The sequence below is a fragment of the Acinetobacter sp. V115_6 genome (assembly GCF_031799025.1).
Taxonomy (GTDB): Bacteria; Pseudomonadota; Gammaproteobacteria; order Pseudomonadales; family Moraxellaceae; genus Acinetobacter; species Acinetobacter pittii.
Map to the genome: position 1 here is coordinate 1 of NZ_JAVQNO010000004.1, position 23,275 is coordinate 23,275.

26 protein-coding genes are annotated in these 23,275 nt (G+C 39.4%); 12 read left to right on the forward strand and 14 right to left on the reverse strand.

Features of this window, described 5'->3' with window-relative positions; all coding sequences use genetic code 11:
• Positions 1-179 precede the first annotated feature (179 nt).
• The 3 genes from RMA94_RS00710 (at position 180) to RMA94_RS00720 (ending at position 2,611) form a co-directional block, all read left to right on the forward strand.
• Positions 180-569: a DUF2007 domain-containing protein gene (locus tag RMA94_RS00710; RefSeq protein ID WP_311081453.1), complete on the forward strand. Its 390-nt coding sequence runs from the start codon at positions 180-182 to the stop codon at positions 567-569.
• A 173-nt stretch (positions 570-742) separates the two neighbouring features.
• Positions 743-1,306: a DUF4256 domain-containing protein gene (locus RMA94_RS00715; RefSeq protein ID WP_311081455.1), complete on the forward strand. Its 564-nt coding sequence runs from the start codon at positions 743-745 to the stop codon at positions 1,304-1,306.
• A 141-nt stretch (positions 1,307-1,447) separates the two neighbouring features.
• Positions 1,448-2,611, forward strand: a complete 1,164-nt coding sequence (locus tag RMA94_RS00720) for an acyl-CoA dehydrogenase family protein (RefSeq protein ID WP_311081473.1) — start codon at positions 1,448-1,450, stop codon at positions 2,609-2,611.
• A gap of 30 nt (positions 2,612-2,641) precedes the next feature.
• On the opposite strand, the gene RMA94_RS00725 is transcribed toward RMA94_RS00720, so the two are convergent.
• Complete coding sequence (locus RMA94_RS00725; RefSeq protein ID WP_005065274.1) at positions 2,642-3,241, reverse strand: TetR/AcrR family transcriptional regulator; 600 nt, start codon at positions 3,239-3,241, stop codon at positions 2,642-2,644.
• 186 nt (positions 3,242-3,427) lie between these two features.
• Between RMA94_RS00725 and RMA94_RS00730 the strand changes: the two genes are divergently transcribed.
• The 6 genes from RMA94_RS00730 to RMA94_RS00755 are packed head-to-tail and all read left to right on the forward strand — an operon-like array spanning position 3,428 to position 11,763.
• Positions 3,428-5,233: an acyclic terpene utilization AtuA family protein gene (locus RMA94_RS00730; protein WP_311081457.1), complete on the forward strand. Its 1,806-nt coding sequence runs from the start codon at positions 3,428-3,430 to the stop codon at positions 5,231-5,233.
• A 20-nt stretch (positions 5,234-5,253) separates the two neighbouring features.
• Entirely contained in the window at positions 5,254-6,141 is an 888-nt protein-coding gene (locus tag RMA94_RS00735; protein WP_311081459.1) for an SDR family oxidoreductase, read from the forward strand.
• A 2-nt stretch (positions 6,142-6,143) separates the two neighbouring features.
• Positions 6,144-7,757: a carboxyl transferase domain-containing protein gene (locus tag RMA94_RS00740; RefSeq protein WP_311081460.1), complete on the forward strand. Its 1,614-nt coding sequence runs from the start codon at positions 6,144-6,146 to the stop codon at positions 7,755-7,757.
• A 42-nt stretch (positions 7,758-7,799) separates the two neighbouring features.
• The gene (locus tag RMA94_RS00745) at positions 7,800-8,957 is read left to right on the forward strand and encodes an acyl-CoA dehydrogenase family protein (protein ID WP_191001098.1); all 1,158 of its coding nucleotides are present in this window, start codon (positions 7,800-7,802) and stop codon (positions 8,955-8,957) included.
• A 10-nt stretch (positions 8,958-8,967) separates the two neighbouring features.
• Positions 8,968-9,804, forward strand: coding sequence for an enoyl-CoA hydratase-related protein (locus RMA94_RS00750; protein ID WP_311081461.1), 837 nt, complete (start codon positions 8,968-8,970; stop codon positions 9,802-9,804).
• An 18-nt stretch (positions 9,805-9,822) separates the two neighbouring features.
• Positions 9,823-11,763, forward strand: a complete 1,941-nt coding sequence (locus RMA94_RS00755) for an acetyl/propionyl/methylcrotonyl-CoA carboxylase subunit alpha (RefSeq protein WP_311081462.1) — start codon at positions 9,823-9,825, stop codon at positions 11,761-11,763.
• Positions 11,764-11,815: 52 nt separating this feature from the next.
• Here the strand turns inward: RMA94_RS00755 and RMA94_RS00760 are convergent, their stop codons facing one another.
• The 9 genes from RMA94_RS00760 to rplM all read right to left on the reverse strand — a co-directional run bounded on the left by RMA94_RS00760 (position 11,816) and on the right by rplM (position 17,314).
• Positions 11,816-12,235 carry a roadblock/LC7 domain-containing protein gene (locus RMA94_RS00760; protein WP_068564865.1) on the reverse strand — a complete coding sequence of 140 codons (420 nt, stop codon included), beginning with the start codon at positions 12,233-12,235 and terminating at the stop codon, positions 11,816-11,818.
• Positions 12,228-12,788, reverse strand: coding sequence for an ATP/GTP-binding protein (locus tag RMA94_RS00765; protein WP_311081463.1), 561 nt, complete (start codon positions 12,786-12,788; stop codon positions 12,228-12,230). Before RMA94_RS00765 ends, RMA94_RS00760 begins: the two co-directional genes overlap by 8 nt.
• Before the next feature lie 8 nt (positions 12,789-12,796).
• Positions 12,797-13,762: a hypothetical protein gene (locus RMA94_RS00770; RefSeq protein WP_311081464.1), complete on the reverse strand. Its 966-nt coding sequence runs from the start codon at positions 13,760-13,762 to the stop codon at positions 12,797-12,799.
• Positions 13,763-13,845: 83 nt separating this feature from the next.
• Positions 13,846-14,205 (reverse strand): hypothetical protein, encoded by a 360-nt coding sequence (locus RMA94_RS00775; RefSeq protein WP_003656109.1) that lies wholly within the window; start codon positions 14,203-14,205, stop codon positions 13,846-13,848.
• A 338-nt stretch (positions 14,206-14,543) separates the two neighbouring features.
• Positions 14,544-15,200 (reverse strand): hypothetical protein, encoded by a 657-nt coding sequence (locus tag RMA94_RS00780; protein ID WP_005065252.1) that lies wholly within the window; start codon positions 15,198-15,200, stop codon positions 14,544-14,546.
• Positions 15,201-15,217: 17 nt separating this feature from the next.
• Positions 15,218-15,652 carry a ClpXP protease specificity-enhancing factor gene (locus tag RMA94_RS00785; RefSeq protein ID WP_151302288.1) on the reverse strand — a complete coding sequence of 145 codons (435 nt, stop codon included), beginning with the start codon at positions 15,650-15,652 and terminating at the stop codon, positions 15,218-15,220.
• A 6-nt stretch (positions 15,653-15,658) separates the two neighbouring features.
• Positions 15,659-16,312 (reverse strand): glutathione S-transferase N-terminal domain-containing protein, encoded by a 654-nt coding sequence (locus tag RMA94_RS00790; protein ID WP_039767515.1) that lies wholly within the window; start codon positions 16,310-16,312, stop codon positions 15,659-15,661.
• Positions 16,313-16,486: 174 nt separating this feature from the next.
• Positions 16,487-16,873 carry a 30S ribosomal protein S9 gene (gene rpsI / locus RMA94_RS00795; RefSeq protein WP_002048725.1) on the reverse strand — a complete coding sequence of 129 codons (387 nt, stop codon included), beginning with the start codon at positions 16,871-16,873 and terminating at the stop codon, positions 16,487-16,489.
• 12 nt (positions 16,874-16,885) lie between these two features.
• Positions 16,886-17,314 carry a 50S ribosomal protein L13 gene (gene rplM, locus RMA94_RS00800; protein WP_002117832.1) on the reverse strand — a complete coding sequence of 143 codons (429 nt, stop codon included), beginning with the start codon at positions 17,312-17,314 and terminating at the stop codon, positions 16,886-16,888.
• Between the two features lie 173 nt (positions 17,315-17,487).
• Here rplM and pdxA point away from each other — a divergent pair, with 173 nt between their 5' ends.
• Genes pdxA through RMA94_RS00815 form a run of 3 tightly spaced genes read left to right on the forward strand, consistent with a single transcriptional unit; the run spans position 17,488 to position 20,150 of the window.
• Positions 17,488-18,471: a 4-hydroxythreonine-4-phosphate dehydrogenase PdxA gene (gene pdxA / locus RMA94_RS00805; RefSeq protein WP_151302886.1), complete on the forward strand. Its 984-nt coding sequence runs from the start codon at positions 17,488-17,490 to the stop codon at positions 18,469-18,471.
• Between the two features lie 23 nt (positions 18,472-18,494).
• The gene (gene rsmA / locus RMA94_RS00810) at positions 18,495-19,307 is read left to right on the forward strand and encodes a 16S rRNA (adenine(1518)-N(6)/adenine(1519)-N(6))-dimethyltransferase RsmA (protein WP_069140959.1); all 813 of its coding nucleotides are present in this window, start codon (positions 18,495-18,497) and stop codon (positions 19,305-19,307) included.
• On the forward strand, positions 19,308-20,150 hold the full coding sequence (locus RMA94_RS00815) for a symmetrical bis(5'-nucleosyl)-tetraphosphatase (RefSeq protein WP_202724784.1): 843 nt from the start codon (positions 19,308-19,310) through the stop codon (positions 20,148-20,150).
• A 91-nt stretch (positions 20,151-20,241) separates the two neighbouring features.
• Here the strand turns inward: RMA94_RS00815 and RMA94_RS00820 are convergent, their stop codons facing one another.
• From RMA94_RS00820 to hflX, 4 genes are all read right to left on the reverse strand, one after another.
• Positions 20,242-20,685: a DUF2147 domain-containing protein gene (locus RMA94_RS00820; RefSeq protein ID WP_002117847.1), complete on the reverse strand. Its 444-nt coding sequence runs from the start codon at positions 20,683-20,685 to the stop codon at positions 20,242-20,244.
• A gap of 82 nt (positions 20,686-20,767) precedes the next feature.
• Positions 20,768-21,442 (reverse strand): LrgB family protein, encoded by a 675-nt coding sequence (locus tag RMA94_RS00825; protein WP_130174285.1) that lies wholly within the window; start codon positions 21,440-21,442, stop codon positions 20,768-20,770.
• Positions 21,443-21,452: 10 nt separating this feature from the next.
• Positions 21,453-21,824: a hypothetical protein gene (locus tag RMA94_RS00830; protein WP_002117849.1), complete on the reverse strand. Its 372-nt coding sequence runs from the start codon at positions 21,822-21,824 to the stop codon at positions 21,453-21,455.
• A 33-nt stretch (positions 21,825-21,857) separates the two neighbouring features.
• Positions 21,858-23,201, reverse strand: a complete 1,344-nt coding sequence (hflX, locus tag RMA94_RS00835) for a ribosome rescue GTPase HflX (RefSeq protein ID WP_311081467.1) — start codon at positions 23,199-23,201, stop codon at positions 21,858-21,860.
• Between the last annotated feature and the right edge of the window lie 74 nt (positions 23,202-23,275).

The following is a 23,275-nucleotide window of genomic DNA, read 5'->3' on the forward strand; positions in this document are numbered from 1 at the left end:
TGGGGTTACCCATGTGAGAGTAAGTCATCGCCAGCTCATTATTCTAAACACCCCCATTCTAATAAATGGGGGTGTTTTTTATTGGGGAATTTGTATCCTCAATCTTAAACATTAAAATTTATTCAAATTATAAAGAAATAAAGCTACTCTAAAATTATTTACATAATTAGAAATTTAATATGCAATGGATGGTAGTTAAAACTTTCTCGTTTCCTTATGAGGCACAAATTGCAAAGACTCAACTAGAAGCATTTGGAATTCCTGTTTATATTGAAAATGAGCATACAATTAATATGGATTGGTTTTATTCTAATGCTTTAGGTGGGGTTCGTTTGTTAGTTCCAGAGAACTATGTTGATGAAGCAAAGTCATTTCTTGAAAAAGACTTTAGTGATGAGCTTGAACAAGAGTTCGGGGAGAGTAAAGAATGTTGCCCTGAGTGTGGAAGTTTGGATATAGAAGTTAATACTAAAGGAAAAAAATCTGCCTTTTTAGCGTTTATGTTTTTCGGCCTACCTTTATTTTCTTTTAGAAATGGTAATAGATGTAAGCGTTGTGGACACTTTTAGAATTAAATATATAGTAAAAGATTATTGATTATCTTAATTATGGAACCTAATGTAGAGATATTGGATTTAGTTATATCTCTGCAATTAATATATTAGGTGGATAAAGTATTAATACTAAATGTAATAAATTATTTTGATGGCTGGTCAATTTAATAAATATAAGGACTTATTTAATGGTAGATAAAAAACAGCTAACTCAAAAGCAAATAGAGTTACTCCTTGAATTATTAAAGAATAGATTTGAAAAAAACACACATCGTCATACAGAAATAGAGTGGTCGGATGTGCAAAATAAACTAATTAAGGTTCCTGATAAACTTTGGTCATTGCTGGAAATGGAAAATACAGGAGGGGAGCCTGATGTTATTGCTTATGATCAGCAGAAAGATGAATATTTATTTGTAGATTGCTCTTTTGAGACACCGAAAGGACGTAGAAGCCTTTGCTATGACCGAGAAGCCTTAGAATCTAGAAAAGATCATCCTCCTAAAAATAGCGCAATAGATGTAGCTAAGGAAATGGGAGTTGAACTTTTAACAGAAGAGCAATATTACCAATTACAAGAAATTGAAGAGTTTGATCTTAAAACATCAAGTTGGCTCAAAACCCCAAATGAGATTCGTAAACTAGATGGAGCACTTTTTGCTGACCGTCGATATGGCCGTGTCTTTATTTATCATAATGGAGCACAGTCTTATTATGCTGCCCGTGGTTTCCGTTGTTGCTTAAGAGTATAGGTATTGCATTGTATTTGAATAAAAAGAATAGGGTTTGATGTTTTATGCCAAGAAAATGGAGATTCTTGCAACTTTTGATTGATGGCAAACATGACAAGATATGTTCTGGAATTAAATAAAAACATCAGGACATCTGTAGAAATGCAACCAAACCCAATTTACTATAATGAACAACATATTGCTTTTGCTGATAATGTTCGTCGATTTGTACAAAAAGAAATGGCTCCTTTCGTTAATGAATGGGATGAGGCTGAGACATTCCCAAGAGAGCTCTATAAAAAGGCTGCTGAAATTGGTCTATTAGGTTTAGGTTTTTCTGATGAATATGGTGGTATTCCTGATGCTGACCCTTTTTACTCTTTGCTTGCAGGTGTTGAAATGGCGAAGGCTGGCTCAGGCGGTGTGCATATTTCGCTCATGGTACATACCATTGGTGCTCCACCAATTCAGCATTTTGGTAGTGAAGAATTAAAGGCCAAAGTTTTACCGGGGATTATTTCTGGGGAAAAGATTTCAGCATTGGCGATTACTGAACTAGGAGGAGGGTCAGATGTCGCTGCATTACAGACTAAAGCTGTTCGTGATGGTGACTATTATATTGTCTCGGGTGAAAAAACATTTATCACATCGGGAATTCGTGCAGATTATTATACAGTTGCGGTGCGTACAGACCCAACCAAAACAGGTGCTGAAGGCATTTCAATGTTGCTCATTGATGCACACAGTGAAGGAATTACTAAAACACCTTTAAAGAAAATGGGATGGTGGGCTTCAGATACGGCGCATTTGCATTTTGATCAAGTACGAGTGCCTGCCTCAAATCTTCTTGGTAAGGAAAATGCTGGTTTTAAAGTTATTATGAATAACTTTAATATGGAGCGTTTTTTTTTAGGTGTAGTAGCGTATGGCTATGCTTTAGTCTGTTATGAAGAAGCTCTAGATTGGGCACAGCAACGAAAAACTTTTGGTAAGCGATTAATAGATCATCAAGTGGTTCGTCATAAATTGGTAGATATGGCAACGCAATTAACCTCAACACGGGCATTACTTGAAGAAACTGCATGGAAAATGACTCAGCCAAAACTACAAGGGCCTGAGTTAGTCGCTCAAATCTCGATGCTGAAAAATGTTGCGACTCGCACTATGCAATTTTGTGCTGATGCGGCTGTACAAACGTTGGGAGGTATGGGTTTTATGCGAGGTACTAAGTCTGAACGTATTTACCGTGAAGTAAAGGTCAATATGATTGGCGGTGGTGCTGAAGAAATTATGAAAGATTTGATTAGTAAGCAGCTCGGTTATTAATTCTTGCAGGGTGGTCATTGAGCCACCTTTTTATTTCAAAGCCATTTCCCACACCATTTCTGTTAACTCATCAATTTTGACTTTACCCTCAGCTTTATACCAAGTTACGGTCCACGAAATTGCACCACCAACTAATCTTCGCCAAATAAAGGCATCATGTTTTATCTTGCCTTGAATGCGTAACTTTTCAATGACATCTAACCAGATTTGTTCATATTCATTACGCATTTCTAAAAGATAATCTTGTTTTTCTTTTGACAGCGCAAACCACTCATAAACTAAAACAGCCATGGCTGCACCAGTATCTCCAGTAATTGAAATGAGTTCTGCTTTAATAAGAGCTCGTAATTGGTGTTCTGGATCGGTAGATTGAGCTGCGGCCTCTTCTAAACGAGCAAGATTGTAAATGATAGTTTGCTCCATTACATGAGCGAGGATGTCATCTTTACTCTTGAAGTGATGGAATAAGCTACCTGATTGAATTCCAATAAATTGAGCAAGTTCGCGGACAGTGGTTTTATCATAACCTTGTTTGTGAAATAGATAGGCAGCCCCCTGTAATAAACGACCACGTGGACTATCATCAAAGCAAGAAATATTTGGAATCTGTTCAATTGAAGTAGCAATCATACGAAAGCTGGATCCTTTATATAAAAATATTTACGGAAAAAATTTTGCTAAATCTCACCATGTTTTCGGCTAGTTGTCGAGTTTGGCAGTTTTAGTCAATTTCACAATAACATTTTGCTCTTTACAAACCAAGCGCTTGCTTGGTATGGTTAAGCGTAATTTTTATACAGAATAATGAGAAATGAAATGACAAGTAGTCAGCAGGATGATCACCGTGTCGTAAAAATAGGTTGTGCCTTGGGTTTTTGGGGTGATACCAACACTGCGGCTTTCCAATTGGTGCATTTAACCGATATTGATTATTTGGTCTTTGATTATTTGTCAGAAATCACGATGTCGATTATGGCAAAAGCGAAGATGGTGGAACCAAAGCATGGTTATGCTTTGGATTTTGTCAGTCGGGTGATGGCACCTCTACTTAAAAAAATTGCAGAAAAAAAGATTAAGGTGATTAGTAACGCTGGTGGTGTTAATCCATTGGCTTGCCGCGATGCCTTGCAAAAAATTATTAAAGAGTATGGCTTAGACCTGAAAATTGCTGTGGTTTTAGGTGATGATCTTTTACCAAAACATGAGCAGCTTAAGCAGCGAAATATTCAGGAAATGTTTAGTGATGAACCTTTACCCGAACAAGTAGCGAGCAGTAATGCCTATCTTGGAGCAGTGGCTATTCGTGATGCTTTGGATTTGGGGGCAGATATTGTGATTACGGGCCGTGTCGTCGATTCGGCTGTGGTGCTTGCACCTTTGTTACATGAGTATAAATGGTCTTTAGATGACTATGGCAAATTGGCACAAGGTTCGTTGGCAGGGCATGTGATTGAGTGCGGTGCCCAATGTACAGGCGGCAATTTCACCGATTGGCATTTGGTACAAGGCTTTGACAATATGGGTTTTCCAGTGGTTGAAGTGAGTGAAGATGGTTCATTTGTTGTAACCAAGCCACAGGGGACTGGTGGTCTGGTTTCAGCTGCTACGGTTGCTGAGCAAATCGTTTATGAAATTGGCAATCCTCAAGCATATTTACTACCCGATGTAATTGCTGATTTTAGTCAGGTGCATTTAGAACAGGTTGGTGAACATCGCGTACGAGTGACGGGAGCAACAGGGCAAGCACCGACGGCACAATATAAAGTGAGTGCAACTTATCCTGATGGTTATCGGGTTTTAGTGAGTTTTTTAATTGCAGGACGTGAGGCACCACAAAAAGCACAAGCCATTGCTGATGCGATTTTGACAAAATGTGAGCGTATTTTAGCAATGCGTTCAGTGCCGCCTTTTAGTGAAAAATCGGTAGAAATTTTAGGCATTGAAAGTACTTATGGAGCACATGCTCAGGCTTTAAATAGCCGTGAAGTTGTGGTCAAAATAGCTGTAAAACACATGTTTAAAGAAGCATGTATGTTCTTTGCATCTGAAATTGCACAAGCTTCGACAGGTATGGCTCCAGCCTTGGCAGGAATTGTTGGAGGCCGACCCAAAGCATCTCCAGTTGTTAAATTATTTTCATTTTTAATTGATAAAAAACAGGTGAATGTTGAAATTGATTTTGATGGGAGCCGCTATCCGGTTGAGATTCCTCGGGGCACTTCTACAGAGCAATTCAATACTTTAGCAGCGGGTGAAAGCGCGGTTTATCAAGGGAATGAAATTGAAGTTCCTTTGGTTGAAATTGCGCATGCCCGCAGTGGTGATAAAGGCAATCATAGCAATATCGGTGTGATTGCGCGTAAAACAGAATATTTACCGTGGATTCGTGCAGCACTAACTGAACAGGCAGTTGCAAGTTATATGCAGCATGTTTTGGATGCAGAGAAAGGGCGAGTAATTCGTTATGAGTTACCGGGTTTAAATGCACTGAATTTTATGTTGGAGAATGCCTTGGGTGGCGGTGGTGTTGCAAGCTTACGTATCGACCCACAAGGTAAAGCATTTGCACAGCAATTATTGGATATGCCTGTAAAAGTTCCGGCACATCTTTTAGAAAAATAAAATGAATGGATGAAACAAAGATGAGTTATCAATCAATTTTTAGACCAGATGCTTTTGCTAATAAAGTCATTATTATGACAGGTGGGGGCTCAGGTATTGGCCGTTGTACTGCACATGAGCTTGCTGCCCTTGGCGCTCAAGTGGTGATTACAGGACGCAAAATTGAGAAATTAGAGAAAGTAAGCCAAGAAATTATAGAAGATGGTGGCTTGGTTCATTTCATTGTTTGTGATAACCGTGAAGAAGAGCAAGTCAAAAATATGATTGCCGAGGTGATTGAAAAATTCGGTAGATTGGATGGTTTGGTGAACAATGCGGGCGGTCAGTTTCCATCTGCCTTGGAAAGTATTTCTGCTAATGGTTTTGATGCCGTTATACGTAATAACTTGCACTCAACATTTTACCTGATGCGTGAAGCTTATAACCAATGGATGGCAAAACATGGCGGCAGTATTGTCAATATGACTGCCGATATGTGGGGTGGCATGCCGGGAATGGGACACTCGGGTGCAGCACGTTCAGGGGTGGATAACCTTACTAAAACAGCATCGGTTGAATGGGGTAAATCGGGCGTTCGAGTAAATGCTGTTGCACCGGGGTGGATTGTGTCATCAGGGATGGATAATTATAGCGGTGATTTTGCCAAAGTGATTATTCCAAGTCTTGCTGGCAATGTACCATTAAAGCGTATGGGGACAGAATCAGAAGTTTCATCGGCAATTTGTTATTTACTCTCGGATGCCGCAGCTTTTGTGTCCGGTGTAACTTTGCGTATTGATGGTGCTGCATCGCAAGGGACGCGTATGTATCCATTAGCTAATGCGACAAATAGTGAATCTTATAATGGTTTCCATCGTGCGTTTATTCCTGAAATCTTTCAGAAAAAGACTGAGGCTGAGGAGGAATAACAATGACTATTCTTCCATCCGAAATTACTGTTGGTAGTGAACAGTATCAAAAGAATAAAGAGGCACTGCTTGCTCAGCTGAGTGAAGTCCGTGCAATTCAACAAAAAAGCATTGATAAGTCTTATGCTGCCAAAGCGAAGTTTGACAAGAAAGGCAAGATTTTGCCGCATGAGCGTCTACGGTTATTACTCGATGCAGATTCTCCTTTTATCGAACTATGCGGTTTGGTTGGCTACAACATGCATGATGATAAAGATGGTTCGGAAGCTGGTGGTGGCGTAATTGCCGGCATTGGTTTTGTCAGTGGTGTGCGCTGTTTGGTCTCTGCAAGTAATAGTGCGATTAAAGGCGGGACCATGTCTCCTATGGGTGTGCAGAAAACCTTGCGCTTGCAAAAAATTTCTTTAGAACAAAAACTTCCCTTGATTACGCTGACCGAAAGTGGCGGCGCTAACTTAAATTATGCTGCTGAAGTATTTACTTATGGCGGTATGACATTTGCCAATCAGGCACGTCTTTCTGCGGCGGGTATTCCACAGCTTGCAGTGGTGCATGGTAACGCAACGGCAGGTGGTGCTTATCAGCCCGGTCTTTCAGATTATGTAATTGCTGTACGTAAGCAAACAGAGATGCTTCTTGCAGGTCCTCCTTTACTCTTGGCTGCCACTGGCGAAGTGGCAACAGCTGAAGAGTTGGGCGGGGCAGAAATGCATGCGCAGGTAGCTGGAACAGCAGAATATTTGGCTGAAAATGATGCCGATGGGATTCGACTAGCACGTGAAATCTTTGAACATCTGAACTGGAAAGAGCAAATCAAACCAGTTGATGTAACTTATAAAGAACCTCGTTACGATGTCGATGAACTCTTAGGTGTGATTCCAAATGACCCTAAACAACCATTTAACATGAAAGAAGTGGTTGCGCGCATTATTGACGATTCAGATTTTCTAGAATTTAAACAGGAATATGATGATTTAACGGTATGTGGCTGGGCAAAAATTGGCGGACTACATATCGGTATTATCACCAATAATGGTCCGATTACGCCTCAAGGAGCAGCGAAAGCAGCTCAGTTTATACACTTGTGTGAACAGACCAAGCGTCCATTATTGTTCTTGCATAACACAACAGGTTTTATGGTGGGAACCGATGCCGAGCAAAATGGCATTATTAAGCATGGCTCAAAACTGATTCAAGCGGTTGCCAATTGTTCTGTACCTAAAATTTCAATTGTTGTGGCAGGCTCATATGGTGCAGGTAACTACGCAATGTGTGGTCGGAGTTTATCGCCAGACTTTATTTTTGCATGGCCAAATTCGCATGTTGCTGTAATGGGTGCTGCACAAGCTGGAAAAGTACTGCGTATTGTTGCCGAAGGAAAACAAAAAGCTTCTGGTCAGGAGCCTAATCCGCAAATGCTCGATTTTCTTGAGCAAAGTACGACTATGAAATTAGAACAGCAATCCACCGCGCTTTTCAATACGGCCATGCTACATGACGATGGCATTATTGACCCGCGAGATACTCGGAAATTATTAATTTTCCTTTTACAAACCATTTATGAAGCACAGCAACGAGAGCTAAATTCAACTCGTTTTGGTGTGTCCCGTTTTTAATCAATCTTTACCGTAATTAAAAAAATTAATAGGAATAACACAATGAAATTTACTGCTGAACATGAGGCATTGCGCCGTACAGCTCGTCAATTTGTTCAAAATGAGCTGAATCCACATATTCCAGAATGGGAAGCTGAAGGGCAGTTCCCAATCCACGACGTATTTAAAAAGATGGGTGATCTTGGTTTATTAGGAATTTGTAAGCCAGAAGAAAATGGCGGTTTAGCGCTAGATTATTCGTATAACCTTGTGGTTGCAGAAGAAATTGGCTATGCGGCTTGTGGCGGGGTGCCTTTAGCTATTGGTGTACAAACCGATATGGCAACACCTGCTTTGGCACGTTTTGGTAGTAAAGAGTTACGTGATGAGTTTTTAACACCAGCCATTGCTGGAGAATATGTAGCATCCATTGCAGTATCAGAAGTACATGCTGGTTCGGATGTTGCTGCTATTAAAACGACTGCTAAAAAAGATGGCGATGACTATGTCATTAACGGCAGCAAAATGTGGATTACAAACTCATTGCAGGCCGACTTCTTTTGTCTTTTAGCCAATACGTCTGATGATAAACCACACGTTAATAAGTCGATGATCATTGTGCCAGCAAAAACCAAAGGGATTAGTTTTTCAGAGCCACTTAATAAATTAGGGATGCGTTCAACGACCACAGCGCAGGTTTATTTAGATAATGTACGTGTACCACAGCGTAATTTAGTGGGTGTCGAAGGCATGGGCTTCATGATGCAAATGATGCAATTTCAGGAAGAGCGCCTATGGGCTTGTGCCAATGCGATTGGCGGGTTGGAAAATTTAATCCAAAAGACCATCGACTATACAAAAGAGCGTACCACTTTTGGTCAACCCCTCATTAATAACCAATATATCCATTTCCGCTTTGCTGAACTCATGACCGAAGTAGAGGCGCTTAAAGCCTTAACCTATCAAGCTTGTGAACAGCATATTGCAGGGGAAGATGTGACCAAGCTGGCTTCTATGGCAAAACTCAAAGCAGGACGTTTAACTCGTGAAGTTGCTGATAGCTGTTTGCAATATTGGGGCGGCAATGGCTTTATGTGGGATAACCCTGCATCACAGTTGTACCGTGATGGTCGCTTAGGGTCTATTGGTGGTGGGGCAGATGAGATTATGTTGGGGATTATCTGCAAACTTATGGATATCTTGCCAAAAAAACAAAAATAAGGAATCAGCCATGACACTTTCAGCCTCTCTACAAGCTATAGATATTGATGACAGCATTCAATTGGAACAAGACGGCAGTATTTTATACCTCTGGTTAAACCGACCAGAGAGTCGTAATGCCATGAACTTGAATATGGTGAATGCGATTCAACAAGTTTTTACTGCCATTCGTGATGACCTTTCAATTCGTGCAGTGATTATCCGTGGTGAAGGTGGGTCTTTCTGCGCAGGTGGTGATATTAAAGACATGGCGGCTTTGCGTGTTGAAGCAGCCAATGTTGGTAGCTTACAACCCTATGTGGATTTTAACCGTCGTTTTGGCGCCATGCTTGAGCAAGTCGAAGCTGCACCGCAGACTGTTGTGGTGATTTTAGAGAGTGCGGTGTTAGGTGGTGGTTTTGGTCTGGCTTGTGTTTCAGATGTTGCCATTAGCCGTGACAATACTCAGTTTGGTTTACCTGAAACGGGTCTAGGTGTAATTCCTGCGCAAATTGCTCCTTTTGTGGTGAAACGTATTGGCCTGACTCAAGCACGCCGACTTGCTTTACTCGGCATGCGTTTTGAAGGACATACTGCACTGAGTGTTGGTGTGGTTCATCAAATTGCACATAATGAAATCGAACTTGAACAAGCTTTACAGGAAACCATTCAGCACATTAAACGAGCAGCACCAGAGGCTTCGCGTGTAACTAAAGCATTGTTACATCGAACGCTCAATGAAAATTTAAATGAATTGCTTAATGATGCTGCACAGCAGTTCGCTCAAGCGGTTGGTGGTGCTGAAGGACAAGAGGGAACGATGGCTTTTATCCAGAAACGATTGCCAAATTGGGCCGATGAGTCATAAGCGATAAGGATAAAAATAATGAAATTTTCAAAAGTACTGGTTGCCAATCGTGGTGAAATTGCAGTTCGAGTTATGCAGACAGCCAAAGCCATGGGCTATCAGACTGTCGCAGTTTATTCCGATGCTGACCGTCATGCTCGCCATGTGCAAGAGGCGGATGAAGCTGTCTATATCGGTGCTTCAAAAGTATCGGAGTCTTATCTCTCTATCGCTAAAATTATTGACGCTTGCAAAAAAACGGAGGCGGATGCAGTTCACCCCGGTTATGGCTTTTTGTCAGAAAATACTGAATTTGCTCAGGCGTGTATCGACAATCAGATTACCTTTATTGGGCCAACCGCTTCAGCAATTGAGTTAATGGGCAGTAAACGCCTCTCCAAAATTGCCATGATCAAAGCTGGTGTTCCTTGTGTGCCAGGTTATGAAGATGAGCGACAAGACCTTGAATATTTGGCTACACAAGCAGAGCAAATTGGCTTTCCTTTGATGGTTAAAGCTTCTGCGGGTGGTGGCGGTCGTGGCATGCGTTTGGTACAACAAGCATCTGAATTGATTGAGGCATTACAAACAGCACGTTCAGAAGCTGAAAATGCATTTGGTTCTGGCGAGCTTATTTTAGAAAAAGCAGTCATTGCTCCGCGCCATGTCGAAATTCAGGTTTTTGGCGATACACATGGCAACTATGTGTATTTGTTTGAGCGCGATTGTTCGATCCAGCGTCGTCATCAGAAAGTTGTTGAAGAGGCACCGTGTCCAGTGATGACGCCTGAACTACGCCAGCAAATGGGTGAGGCCGCAGTGGCAGCAGCGAAAGCATGTGCTTATGTGGGGGCAGGGACAGTTGAATTTTTGCTAGATGCATCGGGTGCATTTTACTTTTTGGAGATGAATACTCGTTTGCAGGTAGAGCATCCGGTCACTGAACTTATTACAGGATTAGACTTGGTTGAATGGCAGTTACGTGTTGCCAATGGTGAACAGTTACCTTTAAAACAACATGAGTTGACCTTAACTGGACATGCAATTGAAGTACGTTTGTATGCCGAAGATCCGCGTCAGGATTTTTTGCCTCAAACTGGTCAAGTCTTACGCTGGAAGCCTGCAACTTTGCCAAATGTACGAATAGATCATGGCATGTTAACAACAGATGAAGTCAGTCCATTTTACGATCCGATGGTAGCAAAGGTGATTGCATACGGTAAAACCCGTGAGGATGCAATTCGTTTATTGGCGCGTGCCGTCGATGACTGTGTTTTGCTGGGTGTAAATAGCAATAAGCAATTCTTGGTCAATTTACTGCGTCATCCAATTGTTGTGGCCGGAGATACCAATACCGCATTTATTCAGCAGCATTTTCAAGATGATAGTAGTCTACATAAGCAGGTTCTATCTTTAGAAAGCTTAGCCATTGCTGCAGCATTATTTAGCCAAAGTAAAGGAACTGCGGCATGGCAAACAGGTCTTGGCGTGCCGTTACCTTTTAAGTTGAAATATGATGATCAGAATATCCAATTACAGCTTTCATCTGTAAATAACACGTTTACGGTACAACTCTGTGAGCAAACTGTAAGTATTGAGGTTGTTGAAAAAACAGCAGAACAATTGATCTATCTGTTGAATGGCGTGCGCCGCCGTGTGCAATACGTATTGGATGGAGAGCAGCTTTATTTAGATCAGAATAATGGTAATGTTCTGATTCGCAATGTGACTTATACAGCACCAGAAGTTGCCGATGTAGCCGGTGATGGCAAAATTCGTGCGCCCATGGATGGCGCTGTGGTGAATATTTGGGTCAATAAAGGTGATCAAGTAATAAAAGGCCAAACTTTATTAGTTCTTGAGGCCATGAAAATTCAGCAACAGATTAAAGCTGATGTTGATGGTGTAGTGGAAGAGGTTTTAGGACAGCAAGGCCAGCAAGTAAAAAAAAGGCAAATGTTATTTACTATTCAAATCTAATAAAAATACCGCTCATATAGAGCGGTATTTATTTTAAATGAGAAGTCCTGATTTATTCGCCATCGGCTTCCGCAATTAACTGACTTGCTTTTTTTAGACTATATAATAGTTGTCCTAAAAGAACCTCTTTATTGCTTAGCGTAACCATAACCATTGGGTGATGAACAGCAGGAATAGCGGTCAGAATAGCTTTGCCATTATCTGCATCTAAAGTAATGTTGTTACAACCAGTGAGTTGAATCTCTTTTAAAAATGCAGTGACCATTGCCAAAATTGAGCTACTCACTGCTGCTAATTTTGTAGTGTTACGGTAGTTTTTATGACTTACGGTCGCTAATTCAAAACCATCAGAAGAGCAAATCATCACAAAGTCTACACCTCGTGTATTCATCAAAATATTATGAGCTTCATTTTTTGCAAGTTGTAGTAACTGTGTTGGAGCGGTTCGTTTTTGAGCTGGGATACTAAGCATGATCATTCCCTTGAGATATTTGGCCTACCTTAATTTCAAGTGATGCAATTAATGATTCAACCATCATTAAAATTTGTTCTTCCTCACGTGCATCAATAAAAAACAACGGATACGGTAATCCTTTTGCTTTTATCCAATTGCGATATTTTTGAAGTGATGACTCTTTATTTTCGTCAACATGAGTAATACCAATCGCAATATTATCATTGTAATTTTTAAAGGTTTCTAAGTAGCTTTCTAGCTCAGCAATTGGGTTCGAACTATTATGATCTAATAATAAAATAACACCGATTGCACCTTCACAAATGACCGACCATATAAAATCAAAACGGCTTTGTCCCGGGGTGCCATAGAGTCCGATTTTGATTCCATCATCTAAAGTAATTTCACCATAATCAATGCCTACAGTGGTCTGGGTTTTCTGGTGGCTCTGTACATCAGTGTTGAATGCTTCTGTTTCCAGAATTGGAATTTCAGATAGCGATTTAATCGCTTCTGTTTTACCTGCCCCCATACTACCTGCAAAGACAATTTTATATTGCTGTATAATCATAACTTCCCTTAAAGACCAAAACGCCGTCTAATCTTCCCTATAAAATTTTTAAAAAAATGATTGTCTGTATTTGAATTTTCTAAATAAAAATTTGGTGTGTAAGCACATTTATTCGCAGAAATAAATTTTCCATTATTTGCCATTAAGCAAGCTGTAACAAAGTGCAAGACATCATCAATTGACATGTTAAGCTGGTTAGCCACATCAGTAATTTTTGCTCCCTGTATAAAGCAAGCAGAGAGTTGTAGGCTCACTTTTCTATATTCTTTTTGATAGGGTTGTGGCCAATAGTCAATTTTAAAATAACTATCCTTCGAGGCTAGATTCTCAAAATTGTTTGAAGTCCAAATCAGATTCCATAACCAGTCTTGTACATAATAATCTTTTTTACGAGAAACCTTAGTAAAATCAGATGTTTTTGCAAAAGCAAAGTTAAAGCTCATATTAGTTTGTGTTTTTTGACGAGAGGGCTCCAACCAAGCAATTTGAGTTCTATTATCAATAATGGCTAAAGTGCCTTTATCATCAAAAATATGTAGTCTGGCATTTTCTGGACTGTGTAAATTCCTTATAAACTTATCATCAATCACCAGTGGCTCATTTGATAAATCTGAAACTACACCAGTATTTTTTTCGTTTAGATACGATAATAAGTTTATTTCTATCCAGCTTAGTAGAGATTCTACTTTTTCTAGTGGTAGATGCAGAGTGTGTTCATCAACTTGATATCCATTTTTTGAAGGAGTCTTACTAATTTTTAAATAAGGACATTTTTTCTTTTGAAGAATATTTTGAATATTATCTGAATCAAAAAAGTTTTCGTTAATTAATAATAGATCAATATAAATATTAGAAATATTAACCCAATTAATATCATACTGATTAGATATTAAATTTCTGATTAAAGTTTTTAATTCATCCGAAACTTTTAAGCTTAAACCAGAAGTTGCAATATTTATGCAATGCCTATCCATAGTATCACATTAAATTTTATTGAATAAGAGAGTGGTTTTAATGTGCTCTTTATAATAGATATAAAAAGCACATCTGCGATTAATTAGCTAAAGTCTAGCTCTTTTTCAAATGACTTTAACTCATGACGAGCCATTGCTAAATTTGACTTACTACGGTCAAGGACTAAGTAAAGGAATAAATTATTATTACTTTCTAGTGGTCGAATTAAATGGTAAGCCTTACCTAATGTAATTAAAATGTCTTCAATATTGTCATTTAATTTCAAAGCATTGGCGATGTTTCGTTTTGCGCGGATTACTTCTGTATTGCCGGCAGCTGCCAATTCTAAATCAATTTCCCCACCACCTTGAGTTGCAAGTGATAAACCACTTTCTGAATCAACAAGTGCAGATGCAATAAAACCATCAATTTCAGTTAAGCTATCTAAAGAAAGTTTAGCCATGTTTTTATCTCTCAGGATTCTAAAATTATATTTACTACTTTTTCCTAAAAGTAGTTGAAATTCATTATATTTCTGCTCAATTTGAAGTCAATAAATCAAAGAAATAGAGAAATTGTTGTTTTGGGAAATAAGTGACAGAAAATGTCAGATTATAAAAAATATTATAAGATTATTTTTACATTATGCTTTTAATATTGTGCTGAGTTTTACATTATATATTTTAAAATCTGAATAAAACAATTGTAATAGAATGTTAATAAAATATTGAAAAATAAAATATTCTAATTTTAATCATAAAAAGGGGAATAATGAATTCCCCTTTTTATATAAAAATTAAATTAAACAAGCTGAGTATAAATACAGTAGAGATAGCCCAAAATTGCTAAAGCAACTACAGGGGCAACAATCTTTGACCATGTAGGTACAGAAATCTCGGCAGCTTGTTCTTCAATATGCACGTCATCATGATGAGGTTGGGCTTGGTGAACCATTTGGTTGAACTCCTTCATTGTTGTATCCAATGATAGCTCTTCTTGTTCCACAGGTTTAGAACCAATTAATTCATTTAGGTGGTTTGTTGACCAAACCCAATCTTCAGCTTGACCTGATAAGTGTTCAATCTGACCTAAAATTAATTCTTTTAAGCCATTATGCCCAAAACCACCTGTTTCATCGAGCTGATTAAGTTCTGCTAACTGCAAAGTTAAAATTTCAGAAATACTCTGTTCTAGTTCTGAATTTTTTAAAGTCGACTGATTATGTTTAGAAGTCGTTAAATGACGAGCAACTTCTTGAATATAAAGTGGATCTGAGGTTTTGATTTCTTGATAAATCTTATTATCATTCTGACGCCATAAACTAATCAGTTTTCCAAGCGTAAGAATATTCACCTCATCAATCAGTTTATTTTTTTCATTAACTGGATATTGATTTAAAAGCTGAGGCTTTTGAATTTTTATCTGCTCAGCAAAGTATTGGACTAAATCAAATGCCATGCTTTCTTCCTCTAAATTTAATCTAAAATTCTTAACGATGGTTTTTTCTTAGTCGATGTTGTTTCAGTTGCTTCTTGTACTTCTAACTCTACTGTATTTTCTACAGGTGTTACATTGGCATATTCTTCAGGATCAAAGAATAAACCTTGTCCATTCTCACGTGCGTAAATCCCTAGAACAGCTTGAATAGGAACATAAATGTCTTTTGATGCTCCACCAAAGCGAGCTGAAAATGTAATAGCTTCATTGGTAATAAGCAATTGATGAACTGCATGGGGCACAATATTTAGAACAATTTGCCCATCTTTAACAAATTGTTGCGGAACGTCGGTATACGGTTGTGTCGCATCAACTAATAGATAAGGAGTAAGCTGGTTATCACAAATCCATTCATAGATTGCACGAGCAAGATAAGGACGTGTAGGGGTTAAATCAATAGTTTGCTCAGACATATCACGCTATTCCATATTTAATAGTTCATTGTAACGGTTTTTCTCTTGAGGCGTCATTGATTTAGCAAAAGAAGGCCGTTCAAAGATACGTTTACAGTACAAAAATATAGGTCGACAGTGCTGTTTTGGTAAATCAATTCCCATGCTATTTAATCTTAAAAAGATAGGGGCAAGCATGCAGTCTAAGATTGTAAAATTCTCGGACATAAAATACGGAAAATGCTGAAATAGGGGAGTAAGTGAAATTAATGTTTCACGTAGTTCTTTTTGAGCTTTTTGCTTTTGTTCGACATTTAGTGAGTCAGCATGTTTTAACATGTGATCTGCTAACTTAAACCAGTCGTTTTCAAGTCTCCAGATATACTGACGCTGTTCTGCACGCATCATAGGTGCATCGGCATAAAGCTTGCTTTGGCGATAACGATCATCTAAATATTCAGCGATGATAGGCGCTGAAAATAATTTAAGATTTTGTTCGACCAACATCGGTAATTGGTTGTAAGGATTTAAGCTGGCCAAATCTTCGTCTTCATGGTCAGTTACGATCAATTGATATTTGATTTGTTTTTCTGCTAATAAGAAACGAATCCAATGAGAACGGAAATCATCAGCATGACTGTAAAGGGTAATCCCCTGAATAGAGGTGTTTTCGACCGACATATCACAAGACGACGTGGTTGAGTGAATCGATTAGGATACTAAAAATGCTCTAGGAAATCACGGTTCTAAAGAGATAGTTTGTTTATATTTATAAGTTTGCATTTTGTGGCTCTATTTTCATAATAAAAAAGCCTTGGAAAAATCCAAGGCTTTTTGTCCAACTCGGTAAACGAATTAACGTTTAGAGAATTGAGGACGCTTACGAGCTTTACGTAAACCAAGTTTCTTACGTTCAACTTCACGAGCATCACGAGTAACGAAACCAGCTTGACGTAGAACAGGTTTTAAAGTTTCGTCAGCAGCGATAAGCGCACGAGTAATACCGTGACGGATCGCGCCAGCTTGACCACCGATACCACCACCTTTAACAGTGATGTAAAGGTCAAACTTTTCAGTAACTTCTAAAAGTTCTAAAGGTTGACGAACAACCATACGAGCAGTTTCACGACCGAAATATTGCTCTAAAGTACGGTTGTTAATAACGAGTTTACCTGTACCAGCTGACAAGAAAACACGTGCAGTTGCGGTCTTACGGCGACCTGTACCATAATTAGTAGCCATGTGCTGTATCCCTTAGATGTCCAAAACTTGTGGCTGTTGAGCAGCATGCGGATGCTCAGTACCAGCGTACACTTTCATTTTTTTGATCATTGCATAACCAAGAGGACCTTTTGGTAACATGCCTTTAACCGCTTTTTCAAGAACAGCTTCAGGTTTGTGAGCAATTAACTTCTCGAAGTTAGTCTCACGGATACCACCAGGGAAACCAGTATGGCGATAATATTTCTTATCAAGTGATTTTTTACCAGTCACTTGAACTTGTTCAGCATTAATCACAACGATGTAATCGCCAGTGTCAACGTGAGGAGTATAAGAAGTTTTGTGCTTACCGCGTAAACGACGAGCGATTTCAGTCGCAAGGCGACCTAAAGTTTTGCCAGAAGCATCAACAACATACCAGTCATGTTGAACTTCAGCTGGCTTAGCGCTGAGAGTTTTCATTAAACCACTACCTATTATAGTTGGTTTGGACTATGGAATCTGTCCAAACAAAAGGAGCGAGCATTCTAAACGAGTTTGTCCAAACTCACAAGAAAAATCCAGTTTAAGCCATATAATTTAATCCATAAACTGATGAATGTCAGATATGTTAAAATCAAACAAATTCTTGTTATGTGTCTGGAGTGATTGTGCTGCCATTATATGTCACTTCCGGTGAGCCGGCTGGTATTGGTCCAGATATCTGTTTGAGCTTGGCTAAGCGGGTTGATGAACGCCCTGTTGTTGTTTTGGGTGACCGAGACTTATTAGAGCAACGTGCCCAAAAACTTGGGATCGATATTCAATTTATAGAATATACCGGACAGCCTGAGTCATCATCTCTGAATGAACTTTATATAGAGCATGTGCCTTTAGAAGTAGCAGTTATTGATGGTCAATTAAACCCAGCTAATGCAGCCTACGTATTAGAACAACTGCGTCGTTCAGCAAATTATGCAATGTCTGGTAAAAGTGTGGGAGTAGCCACGGCACCCGTGCAAAAATCGGTTATTAATGATGCTGGTATTTTGTTTAGTGGTCACACTGAATACTATCAAGAGTTTGCAGGTGTAGAGCGCGTTGTCATGATGCTTGCAACCAAAACCTTGCGTGTCGCCTTAGCAACTACACATTTACCCTTAAGAGATGTAGCGGATGCAATTACCAAAGAGCGATTGCATCAGGTCATTGATATTTTACTGCATGACTTGAAAACTAAATTTAAGATTACAGACCCACGTGTACTAGTGTGTGGCTTAAATCCTCATGCAGGTGAAGATGGTTATTTGGGTCGTGAAGAGATTGAGACCATTAATCCGGTACTCGAAAGTTATCGGGCGCAAGGGTTTAAATTGAGTTTAAGCTTGCCGGCAGATACCTTATTTACTCCAGAACATCTTAAAAATGCAGACGCTGTACTTGCCATGTACCATGATCAAGGGTTACCTGTGTTAAAATCACAAGGGTTTGGTGAAGCCATCAATATTACATTGGGTTTGCCTTTCATTCGAACTTCGGTTGACCATGGCACTGCGTTGTCTTTGGCTGGGACTGGTTTGGCAAAAAGCTCAAGTTTAAATGTCGCTGTTGATTTAGCTTTATCTTTAGCAGCGAGCTAAATTTTTCATGTTGGAAATGTTCTATGTATCAAATTAATGCCCTAAACCCGAAAGATGAAGGGCATAAAGCTCGTAAACGTTTTGGTCAAAACTTCTTACATGATCAACGAGTCATTGCCAAAATTGTGCGCTCTGTAAGTCCGCGTACAGGCGACAATATTGTTGAGATTGGACCTGGTTTAGCTGCCTTAACCTCTCCTTTAATTGGGGAGTGTGATGCATTAACAGTAGTTGAACTAGATCGTGACTTAGCTGCTGGGCTACCAGAACGTGTTCCACATCCTGAACGTTTGACGATTATAGAAGCTGACGCATTAAAATATGACTTTAGCGAACTGGTAAAAGATGGCCGACCATTACGTGTAGTCGGTAACTTACCTTATAACATTTCAACCCCATTACTTTTTCATCTCTTGGAATTTGGCAGCAAAGTTAAAGATATGCACTTTATGCTGCAAAAAGAGGTGGTTGACCGTATTACTGCTGAACCGAATACAAAAGAATATGGACGCTTGTCGGTAATGATTCAGTATTACTGTCAACCAACATTTTTATTTGAAGTGCCGGCTGGGGCATTTAACCCGCCACCTAAAGTAACGAGTGCTGTTTTCCGCCTTGTTCCGTATGATCAAAAGCCAATTACAGCAAAAGATGAAAAAGCTTTAGCTCGACTGGTTGCCCATGTATTTACTCAGCGCCGCAAAACATTAAGAAACAGTCTTAAAGGTATGATTGCAGAAGATGGCTTTGAAAAAGCTGGTGTTGATCCAATGGCTCGTCCAGAGACCTTGACACTTGCCCAATTTGTTGGCTTGGCCGATCAAATGGTGGCGTAAATGACTAAGCGTTTTAACTATGTTATTGGCGATGTGCAGGGGTGTTTTGAAGCTCTAAAAGCGTTGCTTAAAGAAATACGTTTTGATCCAGATCAAGACTTTTTATGGTTTGCTGGTGATTTAGTCGCACGTGGTGAAAACTCGGTAGGGGCATTACGTTTTATTAAAAAGCTTGCTGATCGTGGAGCTGCTGCAACTGTACTTGGAAATCATGACCTGACTTTAATTGCGGGTGCGCGTGGTTTAAAAGAGATTAAAGAAAAAGATCGTACCCAAGACGTTATTGATGCTATTGATGGTGATGAGTTAATCGATTGGTTACGTAAACAGCCATTATGTTTATTGCCAAACGAGCATACGATCCTTACTCATGCTGGCATACCTTGTATTTGGGATGCGCAAAAAACTGTAACGTTGGCAAAAGAGGTCGAGGCTGTACTCGCAAACGAAGATTTATCTGTATTGGATGCTTTTTTAGCAGACATGTATGGTTCTAAACCAGATTTGTGGGAAGATAACCTAACTGGTTCTGCGCGTTTACGTTGTATTACCAATTATTTGACTCGCATGCGTTTAACCAATGCCGAAGGGGCTTTAGAGTTTAGTTTTAAAGATTCTTTGGATGCACCAATGCCCGAAGGTTATTTACCTTGGTTTGAATTTCCGAGCAAAGCGGCACAAACTCATCAGATTATTTTTGGTCATTGGGCTGCGCTCGAGGGCAGAACTATTAATGAGCAGATCCAGAATATTGATGGTGGCTGTGTTTGGGGCAGAAAATTAATGGCTTATCGTATTGAAGACAAAGAAATTTTTTCTGTTGAAAATCCTGTGCAAATATAAGAAAAGCAACGCTTTGCTATGAACGTAAGATGAAGCTTGTAGCTGAGTTAAAAATAAAAAAGCCGCAGAAGCGGCTTTTTATTGGGAACTATTATTCTACTCGTATCCAGATTTGATTACGCCCTAAAGCTGAAACTCCGAGATAGCCGCGCATATGTAAGCGTTTGCCAGTTGAACTAAGTTTTGCTTTAAGCCCGTAAACTTTACCAGTATTCGGATCTAAAATTTTACCGCCAGTATAGTTCAGTCCATCTACCTGTTTTAAACCAGTTGCGATATCCAGACCTAAAATCGGTTTATTGGTATATGGCGCAGGGCAATTATCACAAATTTCTTTAGGCGTATAACCTGGGCGTGGCGTTACTTTGATAATTTTCCCGGCATATGTCCCGTTCGCTTCTTTTCGTATTTCTACCTGTGCTTTGGGAGCACCTGTCTTATCATCAATTGTTTGCCAGAGACCTGTAATATCTGCTGCGAATGTAGCAGTATTAATCCCCAATAAGAGCAGAGCTCCAATAAAAATTTTCCCCATAATTAAAAATCCTTTTAACTTTGAAAGGTCATCTTATTTGGAATTGATAGACCGTTCAATGTTTATTTAATCAACTTCTTAATTATGGTGTTCCAAAAGATAACATTAATGTTGGTAGCCAAATTGCAGTAAATACACCGTTCAATGCCATACCAAATGCAGCGTAACGGCCTGCAACAGGCCCACGTTGCCAAGCTTGAGCTGTTCCGATGGCGTGTGCAGCTAAACCCAAGGCTAAACCTGATGCTCTCTCATCATGAATATGTTTAAGTAAGAATGGTGAGAATGCTGCGCCAATTACCCCAGACAAAATAACAATAAGGGTCACAAGTGTTTCAGGAGCATGTAATAAAGTTGCGATGTTCAGAGCAATTGGAGTAGTTACTGCACGGGTGGCAAATGCAAGAATTGTAGGTTCGGACATATGTAACAAATATGCTAGCCCCATAGGTAGGGCAACGGCGCTAATACTTGCAAAAAGTAAAATACCAATGACCGATTTAATTGGAAGATCATCGTAACGCATTGCAGCTAAGGGAATGGCTAAGGCTACAGTGACATAACCTAATAGATGACCAAATAAGTCATTCACATAAAGACGATACTGTTCATATGGCACATGTAGAACTGAAAGTAAGCCAATTACAAGGAACATGCCAAAAACTAAAAGTGGAACTTGCGGGAAACGTCGGTTTAAAGGCTTTGCACACAGATAACCAATTAATGTGATCAAAAATCCGTAGAAAATCGTAAACATTTTATTCTCCTTATAACCAACGTTTTGCCATTTTTGCATAGACCCACAAAGGTATAAGGGTACTGACCACCAAAACAAAAAGAAATAATGGAATTTCTTTACCCATATGTACGAGCATAATTAATGAACCTGCACAGATAGGTAAAAATGCAAATCCACTTTCTTTCATGATTTTATTATTGGTATCTACTATTCGAAGTGGAATTTTTTTAAACTTTCTCCAAATTAGTAAAATAATAAGTAAGCTGATTAGACCGACCAGATTACCTAATTCTGGATGACCAAAAGCACGCATGACAACGACAGAGCCTTCACGAAAACCAATAATGAGTAGTAATGTAATTACCCATGCTGTCCAGTCTATACTTTTGATCTTATCCATATTTTTTATCTCTAAAAGTTTACTTATCAAGTTTTAACTGATATCGCCCTTGATTTCAAACTCTTCCAAGGGGCGCTTAAATTGACTTGCGTGTTCTCCCAAGATTTCATCCAATGGAAGCTTTGCTTGGCGAATCAGCTTTTCTAACTTATGTGGTGCAATCTTCACATCAATATGTAATAAGCCCGCATCATCATAATGTTCAGACTCAATCACATTTAAGGCATAAAGTTGAGTACGTAATTTGCCATAAGCAGGCTTAAGAACGAGTGAAAACTTTTGAATTTGGCCCATTAAGCATTCTTGTACTGCTTTTTGGAGTAACTCTAGACCTTGACCAGAATGAGCTGAAATATACACTCGATCTGGGACGTGGGGCTCAGCATAAATGATTTTGGCCTCTTCACCACTTAGGTCAATTTTGTTGTACACCCGAAGTACGGGAGCATCAGCGCCAATGTCTTTTAATACACCTTCAACTGCTTCAATTTGGTCAAGCATGTCATGGCTACTACTATCAATAACATGCAGTAAAAGGGTCGCTTCTAGTGTTTCTTCAAGTGTTGCTTTAAATGATTCAACCAAATCATGCTGTAAGTTTCGTACAAAACCTACTGTATCTGCTAGCACAACAGTACCGATACCATCCCAGTCTAAACGGCGTAGGGTTGGATCGAGTGTTGCAAATAGTTGATCAGCTGCGTAGACATCACTATTAGCTAAAATATTAAATAAAGTCGATTTACCAGCGTTGGTATAACCTACTAATGAAACCGTTGGAATAGCTGCTTTTTGTCTTGCAGCACGCCCTTGCATACGAGTCTGTTGTACTTTGTCTAATTTATCTTTTAATTGGGTAATACGAACACGAATGAGACGGCGATCTGTCTCTAGTTGTGTTTCACCGGGACCACGTAAGCCGATACCACCTTTTTGTTGTTCAAAGTCGGCAGACCAACCACGAATAAGACGAGTAGATAAATGTTTCAGCTGAGCAAGTTCGACTTGTAACTTACCTTCATGCGTACGGGCACGCAGCGCAAAAATATCTAAAATTAAGCCTGTGCGGTCAATAACTCGGCATTTTAATATTCTTTCTAAATTTCGTTCTTGAGCAGGTGATAACGCATGGTCAAAGATAACCAGACTCGCTTCTAGCTCCTGAACTTGCTCTGCAATTTCTTCGACTTTTCCGGAGCCAATAAAAAATTTAGGATTAGGCTTATTACGCTGAACCTTAATATGTTCAAGGATATCTGCACCAGCAGACTGTGCAAGTAGAGCAAACTCTTCGGCATCCAGATCATCTAATAATTGTACAGAAACACTCACTAAGATGGTGCGTTCACCGCCTTGATGCCGATCAACATATTCCACGTGGCTATAAATCCTGAAAATGGGAAAACTTTATTCTAGAGGAAACTTAAGCAAAAGGGGAAAGCGTTTGTTCT